A 25,873-nucleotide genomic window follows, 5' to 3' on the forward strand; every position below is an offset into this window, starting at 1 on the left:
GCGCTCAGCATCCAATTGGATGTGCAAAGGTCGCTGTAACGCTTCGAAATGATGCAAGTCCGTTATCGTTCAGATGAATTCATTTGAACGCAACGGGCATTGGGCAGTTGCCGGAGCAACTCCCCTCTCGCAAACAAAAACGCCCGGGAGAAAACCCGGGCGCTCAGAGTGCAGATGGCAGCTTTCGTGCTGCGGACCAGATGGGCCACTCAGCCGATGGCCGCCGCGACCGCGTCAACGGCGGCATTGGCGTTAGCGCCATCGGGACCACCGGCCTGCGCCATGTCGGACCGGCCACCGCCGCCCTTGCCGCCAATAGCTTGCGAGGCAGCGCGCACCAGATCCACGGCGGAGAACCGCTCGGTCAGGTCTTCGGTCACGCCGACCACGACGCTGGCCTTGCCGTCTTCGCTGACGGCGACAAAGGCCGCCACGCCCGAGCCGAGCGAGCCCTTTGCGGCATCGACCAGGCCCTTGAGATCCTTGGGCAAGACGCCAGTCACCACCTTGCCGAGGAACTTTACCCCGCCAATATCGCGGCTTTCGTCACCGCCTGCGGAACCGCTGCCGCCCAGCGCCAGCTTCTTGCGCATATCTGCAAGCTCGCGCTCAAGCTTCTTCCGCTCGTCCATCAACGCTTCGATCCGTGACGGCACATCGCCGGGCTGCACCTTCAGCATGGAGGCTGCCTGCCGGAGCTTGTCGTCTTGTTCGGTCAGGTACTGGCGTGCGGCCTCACCGGTCAGCGCCTCGATGCGGCGAACGCCCGAACTCACCGCACTGTCGGACAAGACCCGCACCAGACCGATATCGCCGGTGGCCGCCACATGGGTACCGCCGCACAGTTCGACGGAATAGGGCCGGTTCGACTTGACGCCACGCACCCCGGTGCCCATCGACACGACCCGGACTTCATCGCCATATTTCTCCCCGAACAGCGCCATTGCGCCTTCGGCAATGGCATCGTCGACGGCCATCAGCCTGGTTGTCACCGGGCTGTTTTGCAGGATGATCTCGTTGGCCATCGCCTCGACCTGCGCCAGCTCCTCCGCCGCCATCGGCTTGTTGTGGGAAACGTCGAAACGCAGCCGTTCCGGCGCGACCAGAGAGCCTTTCTGCATCACATGGGTACCGAGAACCTCGCGCAGCGCCTCATGCAGCAGATGTGTGGCGGAATGGTTCGCGCGGATTTTCGACCGACGGTCGTGGTCAACCACCAGCTGCGCCACCGCGCCACGCCTGACCTCGCCTTCGGTCACCTTGGCCCGGTGCACCCACAGTCCCTCGCCACGCTTCTGCGTGTCGCTGACCTCGAGCCTGTACCCGTCACCGGAGATGGTACCCTGGTCGCCCATCTGGCCGCCGGATTCGCCATAGAACGGAGTCTGGTTGGCCACGACATCGACCTCGTCGCCGGCCTGAGCCGCCTCCACCTCGGCACCGTCGCGCACAAGGGCAAGGATCACGCCTTCAGCGGATTCGGTGTCATAGCCAAGGAAGTCTGTGGCGCCGACCTTGTCCTTGACCTCGAACCAGATGGATTCCGTTGCCGCGTCGCCCGAGCCCGCCCAGTGCTTGCGCGCCTCGGCCTTCTGCCGCTCCATCGCGGCCTTGAACGCGTCGGTGTCGACATCGACGCCGCGCGGCCGCAGCGCATCCTGGGTCAGATCGAGCGGAAACCCGTATGTGTCATAGAGCTTGAATGCGGTTTCCCCGTCCAGCCGGTCGCCCTCGCCAAGCCCGGCGCTGGCCTCATCGAGCAGTCCCAGACCCCGTTCCAGGGTCTTGCGGAAGCGGGTTTCCTCCAGCTTCATGGTCTCCGATATCATCGATTCCGCACGCTGCAGCTCCGGATAGGCACGCCCCATTTCGGCCACCAGTGTCGGAAGCAGGCGGTACATCAGCGGCTCATCGGCACCCAGCAGCTGTGCGTGACGCATGGCCCGGCGCATGATCCGGCGAAGCACGTAGCCACGGCCTTCCTTGTCCGGCAGAACCCCGTCCGCAATCAGGAATGCGGAAGAACGCAGATGGTCGGCAATCACCCGGTGGCTGACGCGGGCCTTGCCCTCGGCCGCAACGCCTGTGGCGTCCTCCGATGCGGTGATCAGGCGGCGGAACAGGTCGATGTCGTAATTGTCGTGCTGGCCCTGCAGCAGTGCGGCGATGCGCTCGAGCCCCATGCCGGTGTCGATCGACGGCCGCGGCAGATCCACCCGCTTGTCGGGGGTAACCTGTTCGAACTGCATGAACACCAGATTCCAGATCTCGATGAAACGGTCGCCGTCTTCGTCCGCCGAACCGGGAGGTCCACCCCAGATATGGTCGCCGTGATCGTAGAAGATTTCGGAACAGGGTCCGCACGGCCCGGTGTCGCCCATCGCCCAGAAATTGTCATTGGTCGGAATCCGGATGATTCGGTCGGCTGAAATTCCGGCAATCTTGCGCCACAGCTCGAATGCCTCGTCGTCGGTGTGATAGACGGTGACCAGCAAGCGGTCCTTGTTGATGCCGAATTCTTTCGTCAACAGGTTCCAGGCAAGCTCGATGGCCCGGTCCTTGAAATAGTCGCCGAAGGAAAAATTGCCCAGCATCTCGAAGAAGGTGTGGTGGCGCGCGGTGTAGCCGACATTGTCGAGATCATTGTGCTTGCCGCCGGCGCGGACACATTTCTGCGATGTTGCTGCCGTCGAATAGGGGCGCTGTTCCAGACCGGTGAAGGCGTTCTTGAACTGCACCATCCCCGCATTGGTAAACATCAGTGTCGGATCATTGCGTGGCACCAGCGGGCTGGACGCCACGACCTCGTGATCGTTTTTCTTGAAATAGTCGAGAAAAGACGACCGAATTTCGTTCACGCCACTCATGATCAACCCTTTGTCAGATAAAACGGCAGTGCCCCGCCGGGGAGCGCTCAGGTCACACCCACGCGCAACGGGCGGACCGCCGCTTTTATCGTTCACCCCGTTGACTGTCTAGACATCAGCGGTCGCGCCATCAAACGAAAACCGGCCGCCTGCCCCGTAAAGGGCGGGCAGCCGGCCAGCAGACAGCAAAGCTGAACCTGAAAGCCTACATTTCAGCACTGTCGGGCGACTCGTCACCGCCATTGCCATCGTCTTCGAGGAATTTCTCGGCAATCAGCCCGGCATTCTGCCGCAGCGACAATTCGATTTCGTCGGCAAGCGCCGGATTGTCGCGCAGGAACTGTTTCGAATTCTCGCGCCCCTGCCCCAGCCGCTGGCTGTTGTAGGAGAACCAGGCGCCGGATTTCTCGACGATCCCCGCCTTCACGCCCAGGTCGATCAGTTCTCCGACCTTGGAGACGCCTTCGCCATACATGATGTCGAACTCGACCTGCTTGAAGGGCGGTGCCATCTTGTTCTTGACCACCTTGACGCGGGTCTGGTTGCCGGTCACCTCGTCGCGGTCCTTGACCGAGCCGATGCGGCGGATGTCAAGCCGCACCGAAGCGTAGAACTTCAGCGCATTGCCGCCGGTCGTGGTTTCGGGCGATCCGAACATCACGCCGATCTTCATGCGGATCTGGTTGATGAAGATCACCATGCAGTTCGACCGCGAGATCGAGGCAGTAAGCTTGCGCAGCGCCTGGCTCATCAGCCGCGCCTGCAGGCCCGGCAGGCTGTCGCCCATCTCACCCTCGATTTCGGCCCGCGGCGTCAGCGCGGCCACCGAATCGATCACCAGCACGTCCAGCGCCCCCGAACGCACCAGCGTATCGGTGATTTCCAGCGCCTGCTCACCCGTGTCCGGCTGCGAAATCAGCAGGTTCTCGAGATCGACACCAAGCTTGCGGGCATAGACCGGGTCGAGCGCATGTTCGGCATCGATAAAACCGCAGATGCCACCCTTCTTCTGCGCCTCGGCAATGGTCTGCAGCGCCAGCGTGGTCTTGCCCGAACTTTCCGGACCATAGATCTCGATGATCCGGCCCTTTGGCAGACCGCCCACGCCCAGCGCGATATCAAGCCCGAGCGAACCGGTGGGGATCGTCTCGATCTCGACAACGCCCTCATTGGCGCCAAGCTTCATGATTGAGCCCTTGCCGAACGAGCGTTCGATCTGGGAAAGTGCGGCGTCGAGCGCCTTGCTTTTGTCCACGGATTTTTCCTCTACCAACCGCAAAGAGTTCTGTGCCATTCGGTCCACCTTTAGGTTATCATGCCACTGCAAGCAATGAGTGCTCGGTTGCACAGTTTGTACTTCATTTGTTCTAATTGCGCAAGCCCCACCCAAAGCACTGATCTAAAATGACTTTATGCTTCACGTTCCATTTTTGTTTCGACTGGCGCCGGCGGATGGCTGCCGCGGCTGCGCCAGAGCCTGCAGGCGTCCGGGGGCATCAGCCGATTCGCCGGCGCTGCGGATTCAGGGGGGCCTGACGATGGCGACGATCGTGGTAATCGGCGGTGCCCATATCGACCGCAAGGGCTGGCTCTCGGCCCCGCACCGGCCCGGCGCCTCCAATCCGGGCCATTGGCACACCGAACCCGGCGGCGGTGCCTTCAACGCGGCGCGCAATCTCGTTCGGCTCGGCCACCAGGTCAGTCTGGTGGCGCCCCGCGGCGGCGACGCGGCCGCGGATCTGGTTGCCCGCGCGGCCGAGGAAGCCGGCATGGAGGACTGCCCGCTGACCTTTCTCGACCGGGCAACACCGAGCTATTCGGCGATCCTCGAGCCGGACGGAAACTTGGTCACGGCGCTCGCCGACATGGCGCTTTACGACATGGTTCCAGCACGCCGTCTGCTGAGCGCGCGGCTGCGCAAGCGGCTCGCTGCGGCCGATCTGCTGCTGGCTGATTCAAACCTGCCCGAAACCGCACTTGCAGCACTCGCCGACGCTGCCTGCGAACTCGATCTGCCACTGGCCGTCATCGCCGTCTCGCCGGCCAAGGTCGTGCGCTGGAAATCAAGCCTCGGCAAGATCACCTGCCTTGCCATGAACAGCGCCGAAGCGGCAGCGCTGACCGGCAGGCAGGCAGGTACATCCGGCGCATGGGTGTCCCATCTCGCGCAAACTGGCCTGCGCGGTGGGCTGATCACCGCCGGAAGTGATCCGGTCACCGCCTTCACAACTTCCCCGCAGGACCGGGACCAGGGCAGGCAGGTCATCACCTTGCAGCCGCCGCCGCTCGATCAGCTGCAGGATGTCACCGGCGCCGGCGATGCGCTTGCTTCGGGCTACCTCGATGGCCTGCTGGCTGGCGGATCTCTGCAATCCAATCTCGTCCGCGGCATCGCTCTGGCCCGGCTGACCACCGGTGTTTGCGGCCCGGTTCGTTTGGATTTGTCCCAAGCCATGCTTGCGCAGGCGCTCGAAGCCATGCCAAAGCCATCGCAAATTCAAACACCCATGCAGGACTCCCATCCATGACCGGATCCATCAACATCGAAATGACCGCGGAAGTGGCCGAAGCGCTGGCGCAGAACCGCCCCGTCGTGGCGCTCGAATCCACCATCATCACCCACGGCATGCCCTGGCCGGGAAACCGCGACATGGCGCTCGAGGTCGAGGCGGTGATCCGCGCGGAGGGCGCCGTCCCCGCCACCATCGCGGTGATCGATGGAAAATTGCATGCGGGCCTCGACGAGGCCACCATCACCAAACTGGCCCAGGCAACCGATGTGATGAAGCTCTCGCGCGCCGATTTCGCCTTTGCCCTGGCCGAAGGCCGCACCGGCGCCACAACGGTTGCCGCCACCATGATGGCGGCCCATCTCGCCGGCATTCCGGTCTTTGCCACCGGCGGCATCGGCGGCGTGCACCAGGGCGCGGAAACGAGCTTTGACATCTCCGCCGATCTCGACGAGCTGTCGCGCACCCCCGTCATCGTCGTTTCCGCCGGCGCCAAGGCCATTCTCGACATCCCAAAGACGCTGGAAGCGCTGGAGACCCGCGGCGTCCCGGTGGTGGCCTTCGGCCAGGATGCGATGCCCGCCTTCTGGTCGCGCGAATCCGGCCTTGCAGCACCGCTCAGGCTCGATGATGCCGCAGCCATTGCCCGCTTCGAGATCACCCGCCGGGCGCTTGGCGGCCATGGCGGCATGCTGATCGCCAACCCGGTCCCGGTGGAGGATGAAATCGCAGCCGCCGAGATGAACCGCCACATCGCCGCCGCCCTCGCCACGGCCAGGGAGAAGGGCATTGAGGGCAAGGCCGTCACGCCGTTCCTGCTCGGCGAGATCCTCAATCTCACCGACGGCGAAAGCCTGAAGACCAATATCGCGCTGGTGCTCAACAATGCCCGGCTCGCCGCCCGCATAGCCAGCGAACTCGCCTCTGCAAGCAGTTGACAGCGGTCCCGCAACCGCCAAGCTGAGAGGACTTGCGATGAAGCCCACCCGACGCACAGGCAGCGCCCTCGATCGCGCCGAAGCCGCCTTCAAATCCGTCACCACGAAGCCTGTCGAAACAGCACCGAAACGCAACAGCGTGCCTGAGGGCAAGGAAATGGTCTCGATCAGGCTCGACCGCGCCGTGCTCGAGCATTTCCAGGAAGACGGCCCCGGCTGGCAGGACCGCATCAACGCGGCATTGCGCGCTGCCGCCGGGTTGAACGCCCGATAGCAAGCAGCGGCAGATAGAGGCAGCTCTTCTGCATCACGCCCGCCTGTCTTGAGCGGCAAATCCGGAACAAGCGGCGGCGGGCCGCCTATCACGCGCCCGCCGCCGCTTTTCCCCGGGACCGCCACCTCATGCCGCCGGGGCCCGATCGGCTCCAGGCAGAAACAGCATCGCCCCGCTAACAATTCCTGCCAGCGCAAATCCCGCCGCGGTGCCCTGGAAGACCAGATCATAGCCAAAGACGGCGATGGCCGGTATGCTGGCAAATGGCGAGAGAAACTGGCCCAGAAACATCGTTGTCGTCATGATCCCGCCCACAATGCCGCGCCGGTGTGCCGGCGCCCATTGCAGCGCGATGGCGATGAAGATCGGGGTGACGGTTGCATATCCTGCACCGATCAACGCGGCAGCCGCCAGCAACATGCTGAGCCCGCCACCCGCTGGCAGCACGGCAAAGCCTGCGGCCATCAGCATGAAACCGAGCGCAAACCCGCCCGCATCACCAAGCCTTTGCTTGATGCTTCCATGAAGCAGCGCCGAAAACCCGCCGGCCAGCATCAACACGCCGAGATAGGCGCCGGTCGTGCGGGCGCTCTCATAGCCCAGCTCCGCTGTGTAGAACGGGATCTGCGTCGGGTTGAGAAAGAACACCATGGCGGTCAGCATCTGCACCGCAGCAAGGCCAGTGACCGGCCCAACCCATCGCGGCGGTGTCGCAATTGCTTGAGTGTCAGCCTGCCCGGTGCCAGGGCGCTGAAACGGAACATCCTGCACCACCCGCCAGACAAAAGGCAGATAGAGGATCGCCAGCCCGTAGATGGCGAACGGCAGCCGTGGCGCAATCGCCGCCAGCAGCCCAGCCAGAACAATAAAGGCCATGCCGCCAAAATTTCGCGCCGAGACCTGAAGCCCCATCACCGCGGTGCGCCGGGGTCCGGAAAAATAGTCCCCGGCAAGCGCTGTCTGGGCAGTCATGATCATCGCCACCGATACACCCAGCAGCAACCGGCTGGCGAAGATCGTTTCAAGGTCGGGCAAAAACAGGCCGGCCGGCCCGGTCAGCAAAAACAGCACCAGCCCCGCAAGCAGCAAGGGCCTTCGCCCGAGCCGGTCGGCGGCGATGCCTGCAAGCGGGGCAAACAGCACCACCGTCAGCGACGGCGCGGGCACCAGCAGACGGATCAGCAGGCCCGCATTCGGGTCATCGGCGAACAGGGCTTCAAGCCCCGGCAGCGCCGGACTGATCGTGGCATTGGACATGATGACCAGTGTCGCAGCAAGCAGCAATGCGATGGCCCTCGGCTCCCGCCAGACCGGCAGTTCGAGCGTATTCAGACGTGGGTTCATGGTTTTTCCTCTTGGTGACCGGGGTGACTTGAGGCACCCTACGAATTCAAGTCAACTTGAGGTCAAGCATGAAAATCCTCGATATTGCCGAAATCGTCCGGCAGACCGGTCTTCCGCCGTCCACCCTGCGTTATTACGAGGAACTGGGATTGATCGAACCGGTCGGCCGCCACGGGTTGAGACGCCAATATGAGCCCGACACGCTGATGCAACTGGCGCTGATTTCGCTTGGCAAGGCGGCGGGTTACTCGCTGGAGGAAATTGCCGGCATGTTCGGCGGCAATGGTGAGCCGGCGTTGTCACGGCCCGATCTGCATGCCCGGGCCGACCGGCTCGAGCAGCAGATCCGCGAACTCACCGCCTTGAAGAATGCCATCCGGCACGTCGCCGAATGCCCGGCGCCCTCGCACATGCAGTGCCCGACCTTCCAGCGCCTGATACGGCTGGCCGCAAAGCGGCAGGCCCGGCAAGGCGCAAGGCGGGCGTAAGGGCGCCTGCCCGGCCCGGCAGATGCCACAAAAGACCCGGCCACTCTCGCAGCCGGGTCTGATGTTGCCTCAGAAGCTTGTTTCGGTGCTACAGCGTCCCGCATCCAAACCGATGCGCAAGGCTCGCCTTACCACCTTGAACTGATGCATTTGCGTTGTCGCTCAACCGGATCGGTTGAGCGCGTCATGCCTTGATCAGCTCAGCGGCGAAATCTGGATTGTCACGCGGCGGTTGGCAGCGCGGCCGGCCTCGGTCGAGTTGTCGGCAATCGGCTGGCTTTCGCCAAACCCTTGCGTGAAGAAGCGGCGCGGATCATTGCCCTGCGAGATCAGGTAGCTCGTCACCGACTGCGCCCGCTGCTGCGACAATGTCAGATTGTAGCTGTCGGACCCGGTCGAATCGGTGTGTCCTGCCACATCGACCAGCGAGCGGTTGAATTTCTGCAGCACCAGCGCCACCGAGTTCAGCGTGTCGTAGAACTGCGGCTTGACCGCCGACTGGTCGGTGTCAAAGGTGATGTTGGACGGCATGTTGAGGATGATCTTGTCACCCACGCGCGTCACCGACACGCCGGTGCCCTGCAGCTGCGCCCTGAGCTGCGCTTCCTGCTGGTCCATGTAGCCGCCGACCGCGCCGCCTGCCAGCGCGCCGATGCCCGCGCCGATCAGCGCATTGCGGCGGTCGTCGCCGCCTGCCAGCGTGCCCAGAGCAGCCCCGCCGAGCGCGCCAAGCGCTGCGCCGCCGGCCAGGTTGGAAACCTTCTGCTGACCGGTATAGGGATCGGTCGTGCAGCCGGAGACGAAGACGGCGGCAAGCGCCGCGATCAGAAGTTTGGATTTCATGATGGCCCCTCTTGGCAAATCTGGAATTGCGAAGTCTAGCGGAAAATGCGGCAGGATGATGAACAATTCGTCACCCGGAAATTAACCCTGTGCCGCGCGGCGTTGCCCGTGCAGTTCAGCGCCGCATCCAGCCATCTTTCGTCATCCTCGGTGTCCCACTCGTCTTCCTCGGCCCACGAGCCGAGGATCCATTCCGTGGTCTATCCGCACATCGCGTTGTCCGAGAAAAAATTGCATGGAAACCAGCGGCAGCGAAGTCGTTGCGCTTGTCTTGGTCGGACCCCAGGGAACTACGGGAGGTGACGCGCACTCTGCCAATTTGCCTGGGCCGATTCCACATCCGACTCATCGAAATCTTCGCCCGTTGCAACCCAGAGACGATCATCGAACGGGCCGCCAAGCATCCCGGTGCCGGAGCGATAATGAAGATGTGGTTGACCGCCGGTTAGAACGAGACCGGCATCGCCAGCCGCAGAGCCAAGCGTGAAATCGGGGACCGTTTACCTTTCAGCCAAACACCGGGTTTGAACAACCGGAATCAGGAGGGAAAGCAATCTGTCCCCGACCGCCCCCTCAGGCGTCCAGCATCTCGCGTACCGAGGTCGCCAGCTGCTTGAGCGAGAACGGCTTGGCGAGGAAGCCGAACTTGGCGTCGGCGGGCAGGTTCTTGGCGAACGCATCCTCGGCATAGCCCGAGACGAAGATGAACTTCATGTCCGGATAGTCCTTGCGCAGCTCGGTGAGCAATGTCGGCCCGTCCATCTCCGGCATCACCACGTCGGAGACGACGATGTCGACCTTGCCTTCGAGTTCCTGCAGCACTTCCAGCGCCTCGACGCCGCTGCCTGCCTCGTGCACCTCGTAGCCGCGGGCCTCGAGCATGCGCTTGCCGCCACGGCGCACCGCTTCCTCGTCCTCGACCAAGAGCACCACCGCCGACCCGCCGGTCAGGTCCTCGGGACCGTCGGATGCCGCCTTGCTGGCTGTGGCAGGCGCACCTTCGGTCGCACGGCCGGCTGCAGCCTCGGCTTCGGCGGCGGCAGCCGCCTTTTCCGCCTCGTCCTCGAGGTGGCGCGGCAAGAAAATGCGGAAGGTGGTGCCCTTGCCGACTTCGGATTCGGGATAGATGTAGCCGCCCGACTGCTTGACGATGCCATAGACCATCGACAGCCCCAATCCGGTGCCCTTGCCCACGTCCTTGGTGGTGAAGAACGGCTCGAAGATCTTCTCCATCACGTCGGGCGCAATCCCGGTGCCCTGGTCCGCAAGCTCGATGAGCACATATTCGCCCACTTCCATGCCGCGATAGTTGAGCTGCGCGACTTCCTCCGCCTCGACATTGCGGGTTCTGACCGTGATGGTGCCGCCCTCGGGCATGGCGTCACGGGCATTGACGGCCAGGTTGATCAGCACCTGCTCGAACTGGCCGAGATCGGTCTTCACCGGCCACAGGTCACGCCCGAATTCGAGCTCCAGCTTGACATGGGTGCCGATCAGACGGTCGACCAGCATGCGAAGATCGCCGATCACATCGGTCATCGACAGCACCGTTGGCCGCATCGTCTGCTTGCGCGAGAACGCGAGCAGCTGCCGCACCAGCACCGCAGCCCGGTTGGCGTTGCGCTTGATCTCGATGAGATCGGCAAAGCTTGAATCGGCGGGCCTCAGTGACATCAGCAGATGATCGGCAGACAGGAGGATCGCGGTCAGCACATTGTTGAAATCATGCGCGATACCGCCTGCAAGCGTGCCCACTGCATTCATCTTCTGGGTCTGCGCCATCTGCGCTTCCAGCGCCTTCTGCTCGGTGGTTTCCACCGCGTAGATGATCGCGGTTTCTTCGGGTGCCTCTTCCGAATGCTCGATCACCGCATTGACGTAAAAGCGGAAATGCCGATCCTCATTGTCGGCGCGGCGGCTGTCGATCGGCGAGATATCGCCCTGCTTGTCCGCTGCCTGGGAGAGCGCCTCCCGGAATCCCTTGCGGTCATCTTCGCGCAACACCGTCTCGAACAGCGACCCGCGTTCCATGTCGTCGCGGGTGATCAGGCCGTTGAACATCTGCAGGAACGGACCATTGGTTCTGAGAATCTTGCCGTCGCCATCCACCGAGGCGATGGCCATCGGCGTGTTGTTGAAGAACCGGGTAAAGCGCATCTCGGCGCTGGCTGCGTCGTGCACGCCGGCGCCGCCCTCTTCGCGGCTGATGACGATGGTGCGGCTTTCGCCGGGCGAGCCGTCGCGGGTAGCCGAAACCCGGTGCACCAGCCGCACCGGCAGGCTCTGGCCGTTGGATTTGAGAAGGTCAAGATCGAGCTGTGCAGTCCGGTTCAGCCCTGGCTCGGCCTGCACCGATTCCACCAGCGCCATTCCCGCGCCGGCTACGAGATCCCGCAGCATCAGTTTGCCGGCCATAAACGAGGTCAGGTCGATCCCCAGCCAGTCGGCAAGCGTTGCATTGAGATAGACGATGCCGCCGTCGCGGCCGGCGGAGAAAAAGCCCACCGGCGCATGGTCGAGATAGTTGATGGCGTTCTGCAGTTCCTTGAACACCAGCTCCTGTTCGGTGCGTTCATGGCTGATGTCGGAAAGTTGCCATGCCATCAGCGTCGCGGCCTTAACGCCCTTGGTGCCCGAGGAAACCGGACGGCCGCGCAACCGGTACCAGTGCCCGGCCTCGGTGCTGTCCTGGGCCGCGCCCAGCGGCTGGCTCATGCGGAACTCTTCCTGACCGGCCTTGCCCTCACGCATGGCATTGGTCAGCCGGTATACGGCCTCGGCCGATTCCCGGTGGCGTGACAGGATCGCCTCGATCGACTGCACGTCGGCAGCACTGGTCGATCCGGTCAGCTGGCCATAGGCATGGTTGGCATAGACCACCCTGCCCTTGTCGTCGGTCACCAGCGTGCCTTCCGGATGGGTATCGATAAAGGCGCGGGCCAGCGGGTCGGCGCTGTTCTTCGGCATGATGTCGACAAAGCCAATTACCGTCGAAACCAGAAAGAAGATCCCGACCACGGCAAGAACACCGAGAATGACGAGCATCAATTCGTTGTTGAGCCGGTCCCTGAACAGGAAAAACACGATCGATGCGCCAATCATCACCAATGCGAGGAACACCAGCCTCGACACTGAGCGTGATTTTGCGCTGCGATCTACAAGCGCCGCCGGATTTCCGGCCGCAGGTGTCGTCTCTGTCATGAATCGCTCTTTCGGCCCGCCGCGGATCCGTCCGGTTTGGATCACATTCCGCCGCTGATGGAAAGCCCAAAACACGGCGGGAACGCGTTTGCGGGCCCAGTTTTCCGGGGAAAAACACGCTCGCTTCGTCAACGGGGCCATACCCTCGCCACAGAATTGAGCTCTTACGGGATAACCGCCAAACCCAGCTTGTGGAGTGCGCGGAAAAAAAGTCAAATGCACTCGGATCATCACTCTAACCAGTGATCCAGCGCAGACTTTTTTGAGCCTGTGCATTGTGACTGTAACGGAAGGACTCCGGATGCCGGAAACTCTCATGGACGGCCAGGGTGCCACATTGCTGACCGCCATTGCCATTGTCGGCATTGCGCTGCTGGCGCTGGTCGGCGTCTTCTGGCTGATCCGCAACCGTGCCGCGTCCACCTTCATTCGCGGCGGCAAGAACCGAATGCCGCGGCTTGCGGTGCTCGATGCGACCGCCGTAGACACCCGCCGCCGCCTTGTGCTGATCCGCCGCGATGATGTCGAACACCTCGTCATGATCGGCGGCCCCACCGACATTGTCATCGAAAGCCGCATCGTTCCGCACGGCATGACGGCCACACCTCAGCCCCAACCCAAACCCCAGGCCCAGCAACGCGAACAGCGTGAGCAACGGCCACAGCAGCCGGCACCCGAAACCGTGCGCCCTGCCCGCGCCGAGCCGCAGCCTGTCGACCGGCCGGACCGCCCGACCGGGACTGGCGCCGCGCTGACGCCACAAGACCGGCAACAGCCGCGATCTGCACCGCTGGCTGCGGCTGCCATTGCCGCTAGCGCAGACGACGAGACCCGTAGCGAAGCCGCCGACCTGCTGGAAACGGCACGCAACAGGGTCTTCGAGGAGCCGGTCTTTGAAGAAACCGACGTTGATGATCTGCGCCCAACGCCATCACAGACCCCGGTTCAGCAGCCGCCAGCGGCAGGAACAGCGACAGCGTCAACACCTGAGCCGGCCCAAGCCGCATCCGCAAGCGCCGTCACACCTGCCAATGACACGGTTCAGGCCAAGGCCGTCGATGTGCTCGACACCGTCAGAAACCGGGTTTTCGAGGACCCCACTTTCGACGAGAGTGTCTTTGAGGAACTGACCTCGACGCCACCTGCCGCGGACCCCGCCCCAACGGTCCGGGCGACGCCCGTCGCGGCGTCAGTGTCCGCAGCTCCTGCCGCCGGCTCGGGCATGGCCACCGGCCGACCGGTTGCTGCAAATGAACAGTCCCCGGCTGCCGCATCCGACTTCGAAACTGTTCTCGCCGCGGAACTCTCCCAGAATCTGGCGCCCGAACCCGCCCAAGACAGCCTGATTACCGCTCACTACACCGAGCACCAGCTCGACCCCGAGGAAGCCGAACGGCTCGAAGCCCCTGAGGTCCAGCCGGAAACGCAGGAATCGCGGGATTCGCTCGAGGCCGAAATGGAACGGCTGCTTGGCGACCTGTCGCGCAAGCCCTGAAGGCTGGGCGCCTCGCGCCCCGGCTTGACACGGCTGGTCCGGGGAGCGTTCCGGCATGGAGCTGGCAGGCTGCGACAGGCTTCATTGATGGGCGTATTGCGCCATTTACGTCAAGGATCGGCGTCTTCACCGGGGCTCCCGCGCGGCGGTCGCCTTTCCCCGCGATGGGCCGTGCGTGACCGCCATTTTCAATGCGATCGTTCCCGGCTCAACCTGTGTCGGGCGAGTTCGCTTCCCTGCTGACCAGTAGCTTGTCGATGCGGCGGCCATCAAGATCGACAACCTCGAAGCGCCAGCCTTTCGCCGAAAAGCTCTCTCCCAGCGATGGCAGGCGTTTCATTTCGTCGATGGCGAAACCGGCCACCGTTTCGTAATCGAAATCCTTGTCGAGCGAGAACCCCATTTCCTCGGCAAATTCGTCAATCGGCATCCAGCCTGAGACGAGAAAGGAACCGTCATCCCGCTCCACAATGGCAGCTTCCTCTTCGGCGTCTTCGCGGAACACGCCGGTGATGGCCTCGAGCACATCGCCCGAAGAAATCGCACCTTCGAAATGGCCGTACTCGTCATATACCAGCACCATGTGGGAAGGGGACTTGCGCAGCGACCCGATCACGTCCATCGCGCCCGACCGGTCGGATACCACCGGGGCATCTCGCATCAGGCTGCGTACATCAAGGTTTGCGCCCTGCAGGAAAGCGTCCAGCGCATCCTTGACGAAGACGACGCCGATGATCTCGTCCGTGGGCCCGTTTCGGACCGGAAGGCGTGTCCGGTTGGAGTTGCGCAATTGCTCGCGGATATCAGCCAGATCATCCTCGATGTCGATCACCTCAACCTCCCGGCGCGGCGTCATCAGGCCACGCGCGGTGCGGTCCGCAAGCCGCATGACGCCCGATATCATTTCCGATTCCGCTGTTTCGATCACGCCGGCGCTCTGTGCTTCGGCCAGCACCGAGCGGACCTCCTCGTCGGTCATCCTCTGGTTTGCCTCACCCCTTTGCCCAAGCAGCGCCAGCACCAGTTTCCCCGATGCATTCAACAGCCAGACCAGAGGCAGCGCGACCCGTGAGAGCATCGCCATCGCCGGCGCGACCTTCGCCGCCACCGCCTCCGGCGCCCGCAAGGCAATCTGCTTGGGCACAAGTTCGCCCACGATCAGCGACAGATAGGTGATGGCAAGCACGACCGAACCGACACCCAGCGCATCCGCCATCACTTCCGAAAGGCCCCGGGTTTGAAGCCAGTCCGCCAAGCGCGCGCCCAATGTCGCGCCCGAGAACGCGCCGGACAAAACGCCGACCAGCGTGATGCCGATCTGCACCGTGGATAGGAACCGTCCTGGATCCTCGGCCAGGCGCAGCGCCGTCGCCGCTCCCGTGCTGCCCTGGTCGGCGAGCAGCTTCAGCCGGACCGGGCGCGATGAGACCACGGCCAGTTCCGACATGGCGAGTACGCCGTTGACCAGAATAAGCACGATGACGATAGAGATCTCGATAAACACGCAAAGTCCATTGATTGGGTCAGGACGTCCGGTAAGGCGACAGTTCCGGGCGCCGGGATGCCGATGAGCCGGCCAATCCTCCCATGCCTGCATGAAGGCGAACAATCACCAGGCGCAAACATGTCGATCCTGCCGGTATAAGATGCCGAGGCCGATATGAGCAATCCGTGCGCGAAAATTCTGTCGCCCGATCTCGCCGGGGAAACCGCCTGGGAGTCGAAGCCGAACGCGAGAACGGGCACCTGTCAAAATGCAAAAAAACCGGCCTGATGGCCGGTTTTGCAGTCCTGTCCCGAGAGATCTGAAGCAGATCACTCGTCGCGATACACCTTTTCCCGCCGCTCGTGGCGTTCCTGCGCCTCGATCGACAAGGTCGCAATGGGGCGGGCGTCGAGCCGCTTGAGGCTGATCGGCTCACCGGTTTCCTCACAATAACCGTAGGTCCCGTCATCAATGCGCATCAGCGCCGCATCGATCTTGCCAATCAGCTTGCGTTGACGATCACGGGCCCGCAATTCGATCGCCCGGTCGGTTTCGGACGAGGCCCGATCGGCCACATCGGGGTGGTTGGCACTTTCCTCCGCGAGATGGTCAAGCGTCTCGCGTGCCTCCTTGAGAATGTCATTCCGCCACTCTATCAGTTTAGCCCTGAAATAGGCCTTCTGCTTGGCATTCATGAAATCCTCGCTGTCCGAGGGCACATAGGAGGAAAAATCGAAGTCCTCACTCATAACGATTCTCCCAGCTAAGCCGTTTTGGGGGGCTGTATAGCCAGACGGACGCAGCGGTACAAGCAGTATTGTCGCCGGTCACCGCAATTTCACACTGACCGTCAAATTGCTTTAGGAAATTGAAATATACAGACTTTCACAGCCGGCACCGACGCAATTTACCACCACCACCCCAGCCCCCTAGGCTGTTGCCGTGCACTGACCCGCAAAGCTGACAGCCACCCGGATTCCGCGTCTGGTATTTGTTCTTTTGGTGAATTGAAGCAGCGCCGCAAATGGCTACATTCATGAAATGAACCTGACACCAGACACCGATTTGCGCATCTTTCTCGTCCGTCACGCGCACGCCGCATGGCCTTTGCCGGGCATGCGCGATTTCGACCGCCCGCTCGATGATCGCGGCCGGGAAGAAGCTGCACGCCTCGCAGCAACCCTGTCGGTCAATGCCTTCGAGCCGGATCTGGTCTGTTGCTCAACCGCCCGGCGTTGCCTCGAGACCCTTGCTGTCCTTGATCCGCTCAGCAGCGTCAGACTGCGCGTCGAGCATAGCGATGCGCTCTATGCCGCCAGCCATGATGCCTATCTCGACCTGATCGCCTCCCCGCACGACCAGGCCATCCGCTCGATCATGATCATCGGCCACAACCCGATGCTCGAAGACACAGCACAGGCCCTGCTGCAGCACGATCCTGCGACCTTCGAAACCGCGCTCGGCGCCGGTTTTCCCACCGCCGGACTGCTGATCCTCGATTGCGACAGCCGCGGCGCCAGCGCCGTCAGAGGCGGTGCACGGTTTGTCGGCCTTCTGTCTCCGGTCGACGCCTGACCGCGCTGGCCCGCCGGACCCGGCCGGCCCTGCTTTCAATTGCCGCTTCACCTCCCTATATCTCAATGAGCAATTCGGAGCAGATCTCAACGTGTCATCGTCCTTTACCACATTCACCGATGAGGCATTGATAGCCTTTGACACGCTCACCGACCGCGCCAGCAACCTGATCCAGCCGACCTTGCGACTCGGCGTCACCGGGCTGTCGCGGGCTGGCAAGACCGTGTTCATCACCGCTCTGGTGCACAATCTGCTGCATGGCGGTCGTCTGCCGATGTTCCAGGCCGCCCATTCGGGCCGCCTCGCCCGCGCCTTTCTCGAGCCCCAGCCTGACGACGCCGTGCCGCGCTTTCAATACGAGGATCACGCGTCCCGGATGCTTACCGACCGGATCTGGCCCGATTCGACCCGCGCCATATCCGAACTGCGCTTGGTCATCGAGTACGAATCGGCCAGCGGCTGGAACCGGTTCTTCTCCGGCGGCAGGCTCTGCCTCGACATTGTCGACTATCCAGGCGAATGGCTGCTCGACCTTCCCCTGCTCGGGCAGGACTACGCGGCGTTCTCGTTCAATGCCACCACGCTTGCCCGGTCAACGGTTCGTGGCGACCTCGCTGCCCCCTGGCTGGAGAAGGCCAAATCCATCGACCCGCTCAAGCCGGCGGATGAAGGCGATGCACGCGAACTGGCACGGCTCTTCACCGACTATCTCAGGGCCTGCAAGAAGGACGAGCGCGCGCTTTCCACGCTTCCGCCGGGCCGTTTTCTGATGCCCGGAGACCTCGACGGCTCCCCCGCGCTTACCTTTGCGCCGCTGCCCAACCTCCCCGAAACGGCCGCCCCCAAAGGCTCGCTGATGGCGATGATGGAGCGGCGCTTCGAGAGCTACAAGTCGGTGGTGGTCAAACCCTTCTTCCGCGAGCATGTCGCACGGCTGGATCGGCAGATCGTGCTGATTGATGCCATGCAGGCGATGAATGCCGGCCGCGAGGCGGTGATCGATCTCGAGCGCGCGCTTTCTGACGTGCTGTCCTGCTTCCGGCCCGGCAGCAGCAATCTGCTGACCAATCTGGTCTCGCGCCGCATCGACAAGGTGCTGATTGCCGCCACCAAGGCCGACCATCTGCACCATGAGAGCCATGACCGGCTCGAGGCAATCGCCCGCCGCATTGTCGAGCGCGCCTCGAGCAATATCGGCTCCTCCGGCGCCGATATCGAAGTGCTGGCTCTGGCGGCGGTCAGGGCGACGCGTGAAGCCACGGTGAAACAGGACGGCGAAGAGCTTCCAGTGATTGTCGGCACGCCGCTGGAGGGCGAGCGCATTGGCGGCGAGCTGTTCGACGGAAACCGCAAAACAGCGATATTTCCCGGCGACTTGCCGAGAAAACCTGATTCCTTCTTCAAGGCAGTTGACTCAAGTTCTCAACCGAATCTTCCGGAGATCAACATCGTCCGATTCCGCCCGCCGCTGATCGAGGAAAGCGACACCGGCATCAAGCTGTCCTTGCCCCATATCAGGCTCGACCGGGCCATGGACTATCTGCTGGGAGACCGTCTGGCATGAGTGAACGCGATCCCGGCGCCGCGCCCCGCAAACCCCGCTCCTTCCGCGTGGACGATCCTGCGGCAAAACCTTCCTCCGAAAAGCCGGAGCCGCAGAAAGGGCCAGGGGAAAGGCCGCGGAAGCCTGCAGCCATACCGGTCAATGCCTCGCTCACCATGGCGCAGGATGATCCCTTCGCTGCCGAGCCCTCCGAGCTCGAGGCGCTGACCCCGCCACCGGCCACCGCCCGCCCCAGGCGCATGACTGCCGGCAAAGTGCTGATGGCAAGCCTCGGCCTGCTTCTGGCGCTGGCGCTTGGTATCTGGACCGACAGCCTGATCCGCAGCCTGTTCGAACGCGTCCCTTGGCTCGGCTGGGTCGCCAGCGCCGCTGCCGCAGGTGCCGCTCTGGCTCTGATCGTGCTCGTCGTCAAGGAAATCCTCGGCATCCGCCGGCTGGCCAAGGTCGCCGGTCTGCGCGAGGCGGTCGCGGTAAAGTCAAAAACCGCAACCGCAAAAGAAGCCAGGGCACTCACGGCCGAAGTCTCGAGCCTTGTGTCGGCCAACCCGCTCACGGCGCGGGGCCGCCGGAACCTCAAGGCGCTCGATGGCGAAATCGTCGATGGCCCTCAATTCCTTGCCTTTGCCGAGCGCGAACTGATGGCCTCGCTCGACCGGCAGGCGCGGTTGCTCACCGTCAACTCCGCCAAGCGGGTCTCGGTGGTGACGGCCGTCAGTCCCCGCGCCATTGTCGATCTCGCCTATGTCGGTTTCGAGGCGGTGCGGCTGATCCGTGCGCTCGCCGAACTCTACGGCGGTCGCCCCGGCACCATCGGCATGATCCGCCTGTTCCGCGATGTGATCGCGCATCTGGCGGTGACTGGCACCATCGCCGCCGGTGACAGCCTGATCCAGCAGGTCGTCGGCCACGGCGTGGCGGCAAAACTCTCGGCCCGCCTCGGAGAAGGCGTGATCAACGGACTGATGACGGCGCGGATCGGCATTTCCGCTATGGATCTGTGCCGCCCGATGCCATTTTCCGCCCTCAAACGCCCCGGAATTGGGGATTTCATGGCCGATATCACGAGTTTTGCCGGAAATACCGACAAGTCACAAGCAACGCCCCGCAAACCGCTATGAAATTCACTGAAATTGTGAATATAGTCGGGTCGATTACCATCCGTTAACCATTCTGCGTCAGTGTCGGGCTTCCCTTCCAGCCGCAACAGGTGTGACCATGTTCTCGAAGTTTCGCATCATTCCTCTGTGTCTTGCGGCCATCGCCCTGTCCTCCGCTGCCCCGTCGCATGCGCGTGACCGGGACACCGTTTTCTTCGAATCAGTGGCAGGCGAATGGAAGGGTCCGGGCGAAATCGTTGCCGGAAAGTACAAGGGGACGAAATTCGTCTGCAATCTCTCCGGCGATCCGGTCGACGGCAAGGCCGCCGGCATCTCGCTGGACGGTTACTGCCGCGTAGGCGTCTTCAATCAGAAAATGTCGGCCCTGATTACCCGCAAGGGAAAAACCTATACTGGCAAATTCCTGGACGGTTCCGCCGGTGAGGGCCTCGACATCGTCTCCGGCAAGGTCACCCGCGACCGCGCCATCATGGGCATCAACCGCAAGACGCTCGACGGTGCGATGATTGCCCGTCTGCATGACGAGCAGACCATGAATGTCACCATTTCGGTCAAGGTCGGCACGGAAATGGTTCCGGTGATCGGCATGACGCTGAAGCGGGACGCACGCAAGCTCGCCTCCGGCCTCCTGCGCTGAACGGCCCAAGCTGCAAAGCCCCTTTCCAGAACAGCATAATGGTATTGTTTTCCGCTGCACTTGCGGGAGTGGCGATTGCGTTTGTGTCATAAACGTGTGAAATCCAGGGCAGGAACAGCGCGCCGCCTGACCGGTTCCTTGCGCCGTCATTCAACAGCGGTCGGGGCTGTGATGGCTCTTCAGGCCCCCTGCTCCGGTTCGCGCCACCAGTCGCCCGACTTGCTCAGCGCTTCGATGCCTTCCGAATCCACTTCGCTCGACCAGTCCGCAACGCTCTGCAGATTGATCACCGCCTGCGGCGCGATGTCTGCCAGCGGCACCATCACGAAGGCCCGCTCCGTCATCCGCGGATGCGGTACCGTCAGGTCGGCATGGTCGGACAGGAAGTCACCATGCAGCAACACGTCGAGATCGATTGTCCGCGGCCCCCAGCGATCTGTGCGCACCCGGTCGAGCTGCAATTCAATTTCCAGGCAAACTTTCAGCAGCTCATGCGGATCGAGCGTGGTCTCCACCAACGCGCAGGCATTGTGAAACCACTCTTGATCGGTCTTGCCCCAGGGCGGCGTCCGGTAGAGCCGCGACACCGTGCGAATCGTGATGTCGTCGCGCGCGTCGAGAAGTTTGAGCGCGCGGGCCATGGTCCGGCGCGGATTGCCGACATTGCCGCCAAGCCCGATCGCCGCGATGTCCGTCTTGCGATCAGGCACGATGCACGACCGTCACTTCCACATGGTCGAGCACACCCGGCACCGCCGCACTTGGCTTGCGCACGGTAATCCGCGCTACCCGGATCTGCGCGAAACGGGCGCACAACGCCTTTGCCACGTCCATCGCCAGCGCTTCGATCAAGTAACGCCGCTTGCCGGTGACGATCTCCTCGATCACCTGGAAGGCAATACCGTAATGGACCGTCCCTTCGATGTTGTCGGTCTCAAGCGCGTCGCCCGGATCGACCTCCAGCTCGGCATCGACAAAGAAACGCTGCCCGAGGAATTCTTCCTCGTCATGGACGCCATGGCGGGCGAAAAATGCGCAATTGGCAAGGCGGATTGTGTAGCGGTCAGCCATGGCGGGGCTCCTGTTCGCGGCTGCTTTGAACCATCGCGTCCGCAATCGCAAGCCCGTCCCTGTTGAAAGCCACATTGTGGACCCGGAACATCGCCGCCCCGGCAAACCGCAGCGCCACGCTCGTCGCAACGGTGCCGACATCGCGGTCCGCGGCGTCGCGCCCGGTCACCCCGCCGATGAAGCGCTTGCGCGAGGTGCCCGCCAGTAACGGCAGGCCGAGCGCATGCAGTTCCGCGAACCGCGCCATCAGCTCGAGATTGTCGTCCGCGTCCTTGGCAAAGCCGAAACCGGGATCAAGGATGATTTGGTCATCGGCAATCCCCGCGCTGCGTGCAACCTCCAGAGATGTCGCAAACCAGTGAAACTGATCCTCGACGAGATCAGGCAAGCAGACGCGCTCACGGCCCGTATGCATGATCGCCACCGCGGCACCGGCACCGGCAATCACCTCTGCCATCCCGGCGTCGCGCTGCAGACCCCAGACATCGTTGATCAGGTGCGCGCCGGCGGCGAGCGCAAGCCGCGCCGTCTCCGCCCGCCAGGTGTCGACCGAGATCAGGACATCGTCTCGCCCGCTCAGGGCTTCAATCACTGGCAAAATCCTGCGCTGCTCTTCGAGCGCCGTGACCGGATCCGCCCCGGGACGGGTCGATTCGCCACCGATATCGATGATGTCAGCCCCCTCGCCCACCATCATGAGTGCGGCATTGACCGCAGCATCCGCGCTGTCATGCAGGCCGCCATCGGAAAACGAATCCGGCGTCACGTTGACTATGCCCATCAGACGCGACCGCGGTCCGAGTTCCATCATCCGGTCACGACCAAGCCGCAATTCTGTGGCATCAAAGACGCTGTCGGGCGGCAATTGCATGGCGGTGTTATCCCCGGACCTGTGGCAATATGGTTACCGGTTCCTGTTGCATGAGCCGGCTCCATGACGCAAGTTCCACCATAGTGTTTCTGACCGGGAGTATTGTATGCGCCGTCTCCGCCTTGTCCTGATGGCTTTGTTGCTGTGCGCATCGGCGGTTACCAGTGCCTCCGCGCCGGTCATCACCAAGACCTATTCCTATTTCGATATCCAGGGCCTGACAGGCGCGGATCTGGAGCGCGAACTTTCAAGAAACGGTCCGATGCTCGACCAGACCGGCATTAGGCATCCCGGCGCGACCAGGATCAACCTGGGGGGCTCGGTCGATTACAAGCTCGTGGGCAAGGGCGATTGCGCAGATTGCAGCGCTCGCAAACCGTTTCCGCTCTCCCTGCTCGACGGCCTGGTCGCGCTGATTTCCGGCGCTCCGCACTTAGCCATGGCGGGATCCATGTGCCATGTCACCAATGCCAAAGTCACGCTCGAGACCCACCTGACCCTGCCGCGCTGGAAAGACCGTAACCGGGCCGACCGGGAAACGGTATTGGTCTGGGACACGCTGTCATCCGACATCAAGCGTCACGAGGAACGCCACGCCGAAATCGCCCGGCAATATGCCCGCAAGCTCGAAAAGACGCTTGAAGCACTGCATCCCGAGCGCGACTGCAAACTGATGGAAGCCAAGGTCGAGGCCACCAGCAACAAGATCATCGAGGAACACGCTGCCGATCAGCAGAGGTTTGACCGCGTCGAGGCCGCAGCATTCGAACGCCGCATGCTCAGAATGCTGCGTTTCAGGGCGGAAAAGCAGAACAACCGCAGCTAGCTGAACTGCAGCGGTCGAGCTGCCTTGCGGATCCCGGATGCGGCTAGCACTTCCGCCCGTCACGGCCCCGCTCAAACAACCGATTCGGAATGGACTTGGCTTCGCCCGCCACATCATGAAGCATGTGACGCGTGCGGCGCCGGAGCGCTCGTCAAAAATCGCCGCTGCGGACAAGTTTTTCCACAATCCGGCGGGAATTCACGGCGGCAGCCACCAGTGAATGTTCGATTATCTGGAAACAAAAACAGACAGTTACACTGCCATTACTACAGACACCCCAAGTTTCCACCCTGCATTACTGGCAATATTCGGGCAAGCAACTCCATATAAGATGTCAGTTAAGGGACAGATTTGAGCGATTGATTCGGGTTCCCCGGCGCATGGATGCCGCCTGATGGTCCTCCCACGTCAGGCTTGACACCGAAGCGCCTGTTGGCCCCGCTTTCCGGACAGCGGAAAGCGGGGTCCTTTTTCTAGCTACTCCCAACGATATACTTGAAAGAACTTGCTACTGGACGCCGAGCTTCTTCTGCAGGCTGGTCGAGGATGTGGTGTACTGGAACACCAGCTTCTGGTCCGGATGCGCGATGCGCTTGACCGCCTGGGTCATCAGCGCCGCCTCGTGGAAGCCCGACAGGATCAGCTTCAGCTTGCCCGGATACCAGTTGATGTCGCCGATTGCGAAGACCCCCGGAATGCTGGTTTCGAACTTCTCGGTGTCGACGGTGATCAGATTCTCGTTGAGATTCAGGCCCCAGTCGGCGATCGGACCGAGCTTCATGGTGAGGCCAAAGAACGGCAGCATGCGATTGCAGGCGATCTCGACTTCCCCGTCCGGCCCCTTGATGGTGGCGGCTTCGAGCTGCCCGTTGGCACCCTTCAGTCCGGTCACCTGCCCGACTTCGAAGTTGATCTTGCCCTCTTCACGCATCGCAAACATCTTGTTGACGCTGTCGGGGGCTGCACGGAAATCGGGACGGCGATGAACCAGCGTCACAGATTTGGCCACCGGCTGCAGGTTGAGCGTCCAGTCCAGCGCCGAATCGCCGCCGCCGACAATCAGCAGGTCCTTGTCGCGGAACTCTTCCATCCGGCGCACCGAGTAAAACACACTCGAGCCCTCATAGGCCTCGATTCCGGGAACCGGCGGCCGCTTTGGCTGGAACGATCCGCCGCCCGCTGCAATCACCACCGCATGGGCATGAAACAGCTCGCCCTCGTCGGTTTCGACCTCGAAGCGGCCATTGTCGAGCTTGCGGAAACCGGCAACCATCCTGTTGAAGTGAAATTGGGGCGAAAACGGTGCGATCTGCTCCATCAGACGATCGGTCAGCGCCTGTCCCGAAATCTCCGGCCAGGCCGGAATATCATAGATCGGCTTCTCCGGGTAAAGCTCGGCGCACTGGCCGCCCGGGCGGTCGAGAATGTCGATCAGATGGCATTTGAGATCGTAAAGGCCAAGTTCGAACACGGCAAACAGGCCAACCGGCCCGGCACCAATAATCACAACATCGGTTTCAATCGGCGTAGTCATCGCATTAATCCGGAATAAGAAGGAGAATCAGGCCTGGCGCTCGGGCACGTGCACCACAAGCCCCTCGAGGTCGTCACGAACCTTTATCTGGCAAGACAGCCGCGAGGTCGGACGCACGTCGAAAGCGAAATCGAGCATGTCCTCTTCCATCGGCTCAGGCGCACCGACAGTCTCGGCCCACTGTTCATCGACGTGGACATGGCAGGTGGCACAGGCGCAAGCGCCCCCGCATTCGGCTTCGATCCCCGGCACGGAATTGCGAACCGCGTTTTCCATGACGGTCGAGCCGTTTTCGGCATCAACGTCAAAACGCGTGCCGTCGAAAGCGACGAGGGTGATTTTGGTCATTACGGCCTCTGCTACAGTCTCTGGGATATGAGGCTTTCATACACGCTGGACTGTGTGAGGCAAGAATGAAAACCACGCCGCGACAGCGATTCGCGGCATGGTTTTCCAATTTGGCGGATTAACGGCTGATTTGTCGCAAATCCTTATCGCATTAACCCTACGATGAAGCTGTCGGCCTCGACCACTGCCTTGGTGAAGGCCGCGACCGCTGCGGAATTACCCGGCTCGTTCTCCAGCAAGCAAGCACAGCGCGCCACGTCGGAAGCCCCGACACCCTTGGCGGCACCGGCTATCTTGTGTGCGAGTTCCGAGCGTGCCTCTTTTTCAAGCTCGCCAATCTGGGTTACCGCCTGCCGGGCCTGCCGGGCAAACAGGGCCAGCACCTCGGTCTCGAGAGACTTGTCACCGCCTGTCTGGCGTGCCAGATGTACAAGGTCGATGGGCCGCCCGCCGGAAGGACGCGGCTGGACGCTGAGTTCCTGGGCTTCAAACGCGATACCAAGTGCCGCCATGGCGGGGCTCCTTTATGTCGTCAATTGTTAGGATGATGGTCGCGCAAACGTCTCTACATCAGGTAAACGACTGCGCTATGGTGAATGAAAAATCTGCTGGTATGGTTAACGGCTCGTAAACATGGCGTTTCATTGAACTTTGTGCCTCTTTTTGAGACAGGCCAGCGCTAAAAACCAGTGGATGCTGGGGCCATCTTACCGCTTTCATTTGTGAATTAGCGCTGTGTGTGTCACTAAATCGATAGATTATGGGACCCGAATGCTGTTTTCCGGGTCCCGTCGCGCGTACCAGGGAGCCAGTTGCGCGGCTCCGGGCGTGCGGACATGACGGGGAACATGCGCGGACCCTGTCTTTAGTAATGAGGCTTGAG

Annotated in this window: 23 protein-coding genes; 10 read left to right on the plus strand and 13 right to left on the minus strand. The window is 62.4% G+C overall.

Features of this window, described 5'->3' with window-relative positions:
* Positions 1–209: 209 nt before the first annotated feature.
* Both alaS and recA read right to left on the minus strand, forming a co-directional pair.
* On the minus strand, positions 210–2,867 hold the full coding sequence (alaS, locus tag CRO46_RS01450; RefSeq protein WP_097104323.1) for an alanine--tRNA ligase: 2,658 nt from the start codon (positions 2,865–2,867) through the stop codon (positions 210–212).
* 205 nt (positions 2,868–3,072) lie between these two features.
* Complete coding sequence (gene recA, locus CRO46_RS01455; protein ID WP_097104325.1) at positions 3,073–4,161, minus strand: recombinase RecA; 1,089 nt, start codon at positions 4,159–4,161, stop codon at positions 3,073–3,075.
* A gap of 244 nt (positions 4,162–4,405) precedes the next feature.
* Here recA and CRO46_RS01460 point away from each other — a divergent pair, with 244 nt between their 5' ends.
* From CRO46_RS01460 to CRO46_RS01470, 3 genes are read left to right on the plus strand one after another with little or no spacing between them, the layout of a single operon-like run.
* Positions 4,406–5,395: a PfkB family carbohydrate kinase gene (locus CRO46_RS01460; RefSeq protein WP_097106391.1), complete on the plus strand. Its 990-nt coding sequence runs from the start codon at positions 4,406–4,408 to the stop codon at positions 5,393–5,395.
* A complete protein-coding gene (locus CRO46_RS01465) occupies positions 5,392–6,315 on the plus strand; it encodes a pseudouridine-5'-phosphate glycosidase (RefSeq protein WP_097104326.1) in 924 nt (307 codons plus the stop codon). The genes CRO46_RS01460 and CRO46_RS01465 overlap by 4 nt, the downstream gene beginning before the upstream one ends.
* A gap of 37 nt (positions 6,316–6,352) precedes the next feature.
* Positions 6,353–6,589 (plus strand): BrnA antitoxin family protein, encoded by a 237-nt coding sequence (locus CRO46_RS01470; RefSeq protein ID WP_097104328.1) that lies wholly within the window; start codon positions 6,353–6,355, stop codon positions 6,587–6,589.
* Between the two features lie 126 nt (positions 6,590–6,715).
* On the opposite strand, the gene CRO46_RS01475 is transcribed toward CRO46_RS01470, so the two are convergent.
* Positions 6,716–7,933: an MFS transporter gene (locus CRO46_RS01475; protein ID WP_097104330.1), complete on the minus strand. Its 1,218-nt coding sequence runs from the start codon at positions 7,931–7,933 to the stop codon at positions 6,716–6,718.
* A 68-nt stretch (positions 7,934–8,001) separates the two neighbouring features.
* Between CRO46_RS01475 and CRO46_RS01480 the strand changes: the two genes are divergently transcribed.
* Positions 8,002–8,421 carry a helix-turn-helix domain-containing protein gene (locus CRO46_RS01480; protein ID WP_097104332.1) on the plus strand — a complete coding sequence of 140 codons (420 nt, stop codon included), beginning with the start codon at positions 8,002–8,004 and terminating at the stop codon, positions 8,419–8,421.
* A 195-nt stretch (positions 8,422–8,616) separates the two neighbouring features.
* On the opposite strand, the gene CRO46_RS01485 is transcribed toward CRO46_RS01480, so the two are convergent.
* Together CRO46_RS01485 and cckA are read right to left on the minus strand one after the other, a co-directional pair.
* Positions 8,617–9,264: a YiaD family glycine zipper/OmpA-like lipoprotein gene (locus CRO46_RS01485; RefSeq protein WP_097104335.1), complete on the minus strand. Its 648-nt coding sequence runs from the start codon at positions 9,262–9,264 to the stop codon at positions 8,617–8,619.
* Between the two features lie 573 nt (positions 9,265–9,837).
* Positions 9,838–12,465 carry a cell cycle histidine kinase CckA gene (cckA, locus tag CRO46_RS01490; RefSeq protein WP_097106393.1) on the minus strand — a complete coding sequence of 876 codons (2,628 nt, stop codon included), beginning with the start codon at positions 12,463–12,465 and terminating at the stop codon, positions 9,838–9,840.
* A gap of 301 nt (positions 12,466–12,766) precedes the next feature.
* Here cckA and CRO46_RS01495 point away from each other — a divergent pair, with 301 nt between their 5' ends.
* Positions 12,767–13,960: a flagellar biosynthetic protein FliO gene (locus CRO46_RS01495; RefSeq protein WP_097104337.1), complete on the plus strand. Its 1,194-nt coding sequence runs from the start codon at positions 12,767–12,769 to the stop codon at positions 13,958–13,960.
* A gap of 208 nt (positions 13,961–14,168) precedes the next feature.
* Here the strand turns inward: CRO46_RS01495 and CRO46_RS01500 are convergent, their stop codons facing one another.
* Both CRO46_RS01500 and dksA read right to left on the minus strand, forming a co-directional pair.
* A complete protein-coding gene (locus CRO46_RS01500) occupies positions 14,169–15,464 on the minus strand; it encodes a hemolysin family protein (protein ID WP_097104339.1) in 1,296 nt (431 codons plus the stop codon).
* A gap of 311 nt (positions 15,465–15,775) precedes the next feature.
* Positions 15,776–16,195: an RNA polymerase-binding protein DksA gene (dksA, locus tag CRO46_RS01505; protein ID WP_097104341.1), complete on the minus strand. Its 420-nt coding sequence runs from the start codon at positions 16,193–16,195 to the stop codon at positions 15,776–15,778.
* 292 nt (positions 16,196–16,487) lie between these two features.
* Between dksA and CRO46_RS01510 the strand changes: the two genes are divergently transcribed.
* The 4 genes from CRO46_RS01510 to CRO46_RS01525 all read left to right on the plus strand — a co-directional run bounded on the left by CRO46_RS01510 (position 16,488) and on the right by CRO46_RS01525 (position 20,340).
* Positions 16,488–17,021, plus strand: a complete 534-nt coding sequence (locus tag CRO46_RS01510; RefSeq protein ID WP_097104343.1) for a SixA phosphatase family protein — start codon at positions 16,488–16,490, stop codon at positions 17,019–17,021.
* Positions 17,022–17,112: 91 nt separating this feature from the next.
* Positions 17,113–18,585: a YcjX family GTP-binding protein gene (locus tag CRO46_RS01515; protein ID WP_097104346.1), complete on the plus strand. Its 1,473-nt coding sequence runs from the start codon at positions 17,113–17,115 to the stop codon at positions 18,583–18,585.
* Positions 18,582–19,703, plus strand: a complete 1,122-nt coding sequence (locus CRO46_RS01520) for a YcjF family protein (protein ID WP_097104348.1) — start codon at positions 18,582–18,584, stop codon at positions 19,701–19,703. The genes CRO46_RS01515 and CRO46_RS01520 overlap by 4 nt, the downstream gene beginning before the upstream one ends.
* Before the next feature lie 97 nt (positions 19,704–19,800).
* Complete coding sequence (locus CRO46_RS01525) at positions 19,801–20,340, plus strand: hypothetical protein (protein WP_097104351.1); 540 nt, start codon at positions 19,801–19,803, stop codon at positions 20,338–20,340.
* Positions 20,341–20,519: 179 nt separating this feature from the next.
* Here the strand turns inward: CRO46_RS01525 and folK are convergent, their stop codons facing one another.
* From folK to folP, 3 genes are read right to left on the minus strand one after another with little or no spacing between them, the layout of a single operon-like run.
* On the minus strand, positions 20,520–21,053 hold the full coding sequence (folK, locus tag CRO46_RS01530) for a 2-amino-4-hydroxy-6-hydroxymethyldihydropteridine diphosphokinase (RefSeq protein WP_425479230.1): 534 nt from the start codon (positions 21,051–21,053) through the stop codon (positions 20,520–20,522).
* Positions 21,043–21,411, minus strand: coding sequence for a dihydroneopterin aldolase (gene folB / locus CRO46_RS01535; protein WP_097104356.1), 369 nt, complete (start codon positions 21,409–21,411; stop codon positions 21,043–21,045). The genes folK and folB overlap by 11 nt, the downstream gene beginning before the upstream one ends.
* Positions 21,404–22,282: a dihydropteroate synthase gene (gene folP, locus CRO46_RS01540; protein WP_097104359.1), complete on the minus strand. Its 879-nt coding sequence runs from the start codon at positions 22,280–22,282 to the stop codon at positions 21,404–21,406. The genes folB and folP overlap by 8 nt, the downstream gene beginning before the upstream one ends.
* Before the next feature lie 106 nt (positions 22,283–22,388).
* On the opposite strand from folP, the gene CRO46_RS01545 reads away from it, so the two are divergent.
* The gene (locus CRO46_RS01545) at positions 22,389–23,108 is read left to right on the plus strand and encodes a DUF922 domain-containing Zn-dependent protease (protein WP_097104361.1); all 720 of its coding nucleotides are present in this window, start codon (positions 22,389–22,391) and stop codon (positions 23,106–23,108) included.
* 508 nt (positions 23,109–23,616) lie between these two features.
* On the opposite strand, the gene CRO46_RS01555 is transcribed toward CRO46_RS01545, so the two are convergent.
* The 3 genes from CRO46_RS01555 to CRO46_RS01565 all read right to left on the minus strand — a co-directional run bounded on the left by CRO46_RS01555 (position 23,617) and on the right by CRO46_RS01565 (position 25,502).
* Positions 23,617–24,642, minus strand: coding sequence for an NAD(P)/FAD-dependent oxidoreductase (locus CRO46_RS01555; RefSeq protein ID WP_097104364.1), 1,026 nt, complete (start codon positions 24,640–24,642; stop codon positions 23,617–23,619).
* A gap of 27 nt (positions 24,643–24,669) precedes the next feature.
* On the minus strand, positions 24,670–24,990 hold the full coding sequence (locus CRO46_RS01560; RefSeq protein WP_097104366.1) for a 2Fe-2S iron-sulfur cluster-binding protein: 321 nt from the start codon (positions 24,988–24,990) through the stop codon (positions 24,670–24,672).
* Positions 24,991–25,133: 143 nt separating this feature from the next.
* Positions 25,134–25,502: an Hpt domain-containing protein gene (locus CRO46_RS01565; protein WP_097104368.1), complete on the minus strand. Its 369-nt coding sequence runs from the start codon at positions 25,500–25,502 to the stop codon at positions 25,134–25,136.
* Between the last annotated feature and the right edge of the window lie 371 nt (positions 25,503–25,873).

Source organism: Parahoeflea halophila (assembly GCF_900220985.1).
Lineage (GTDB): Bacteria > Pseudomonadota > Alphaproteobacteria > Rhizobiales > Rhizobiaceae > Hoeflea > Hoeflea halophila.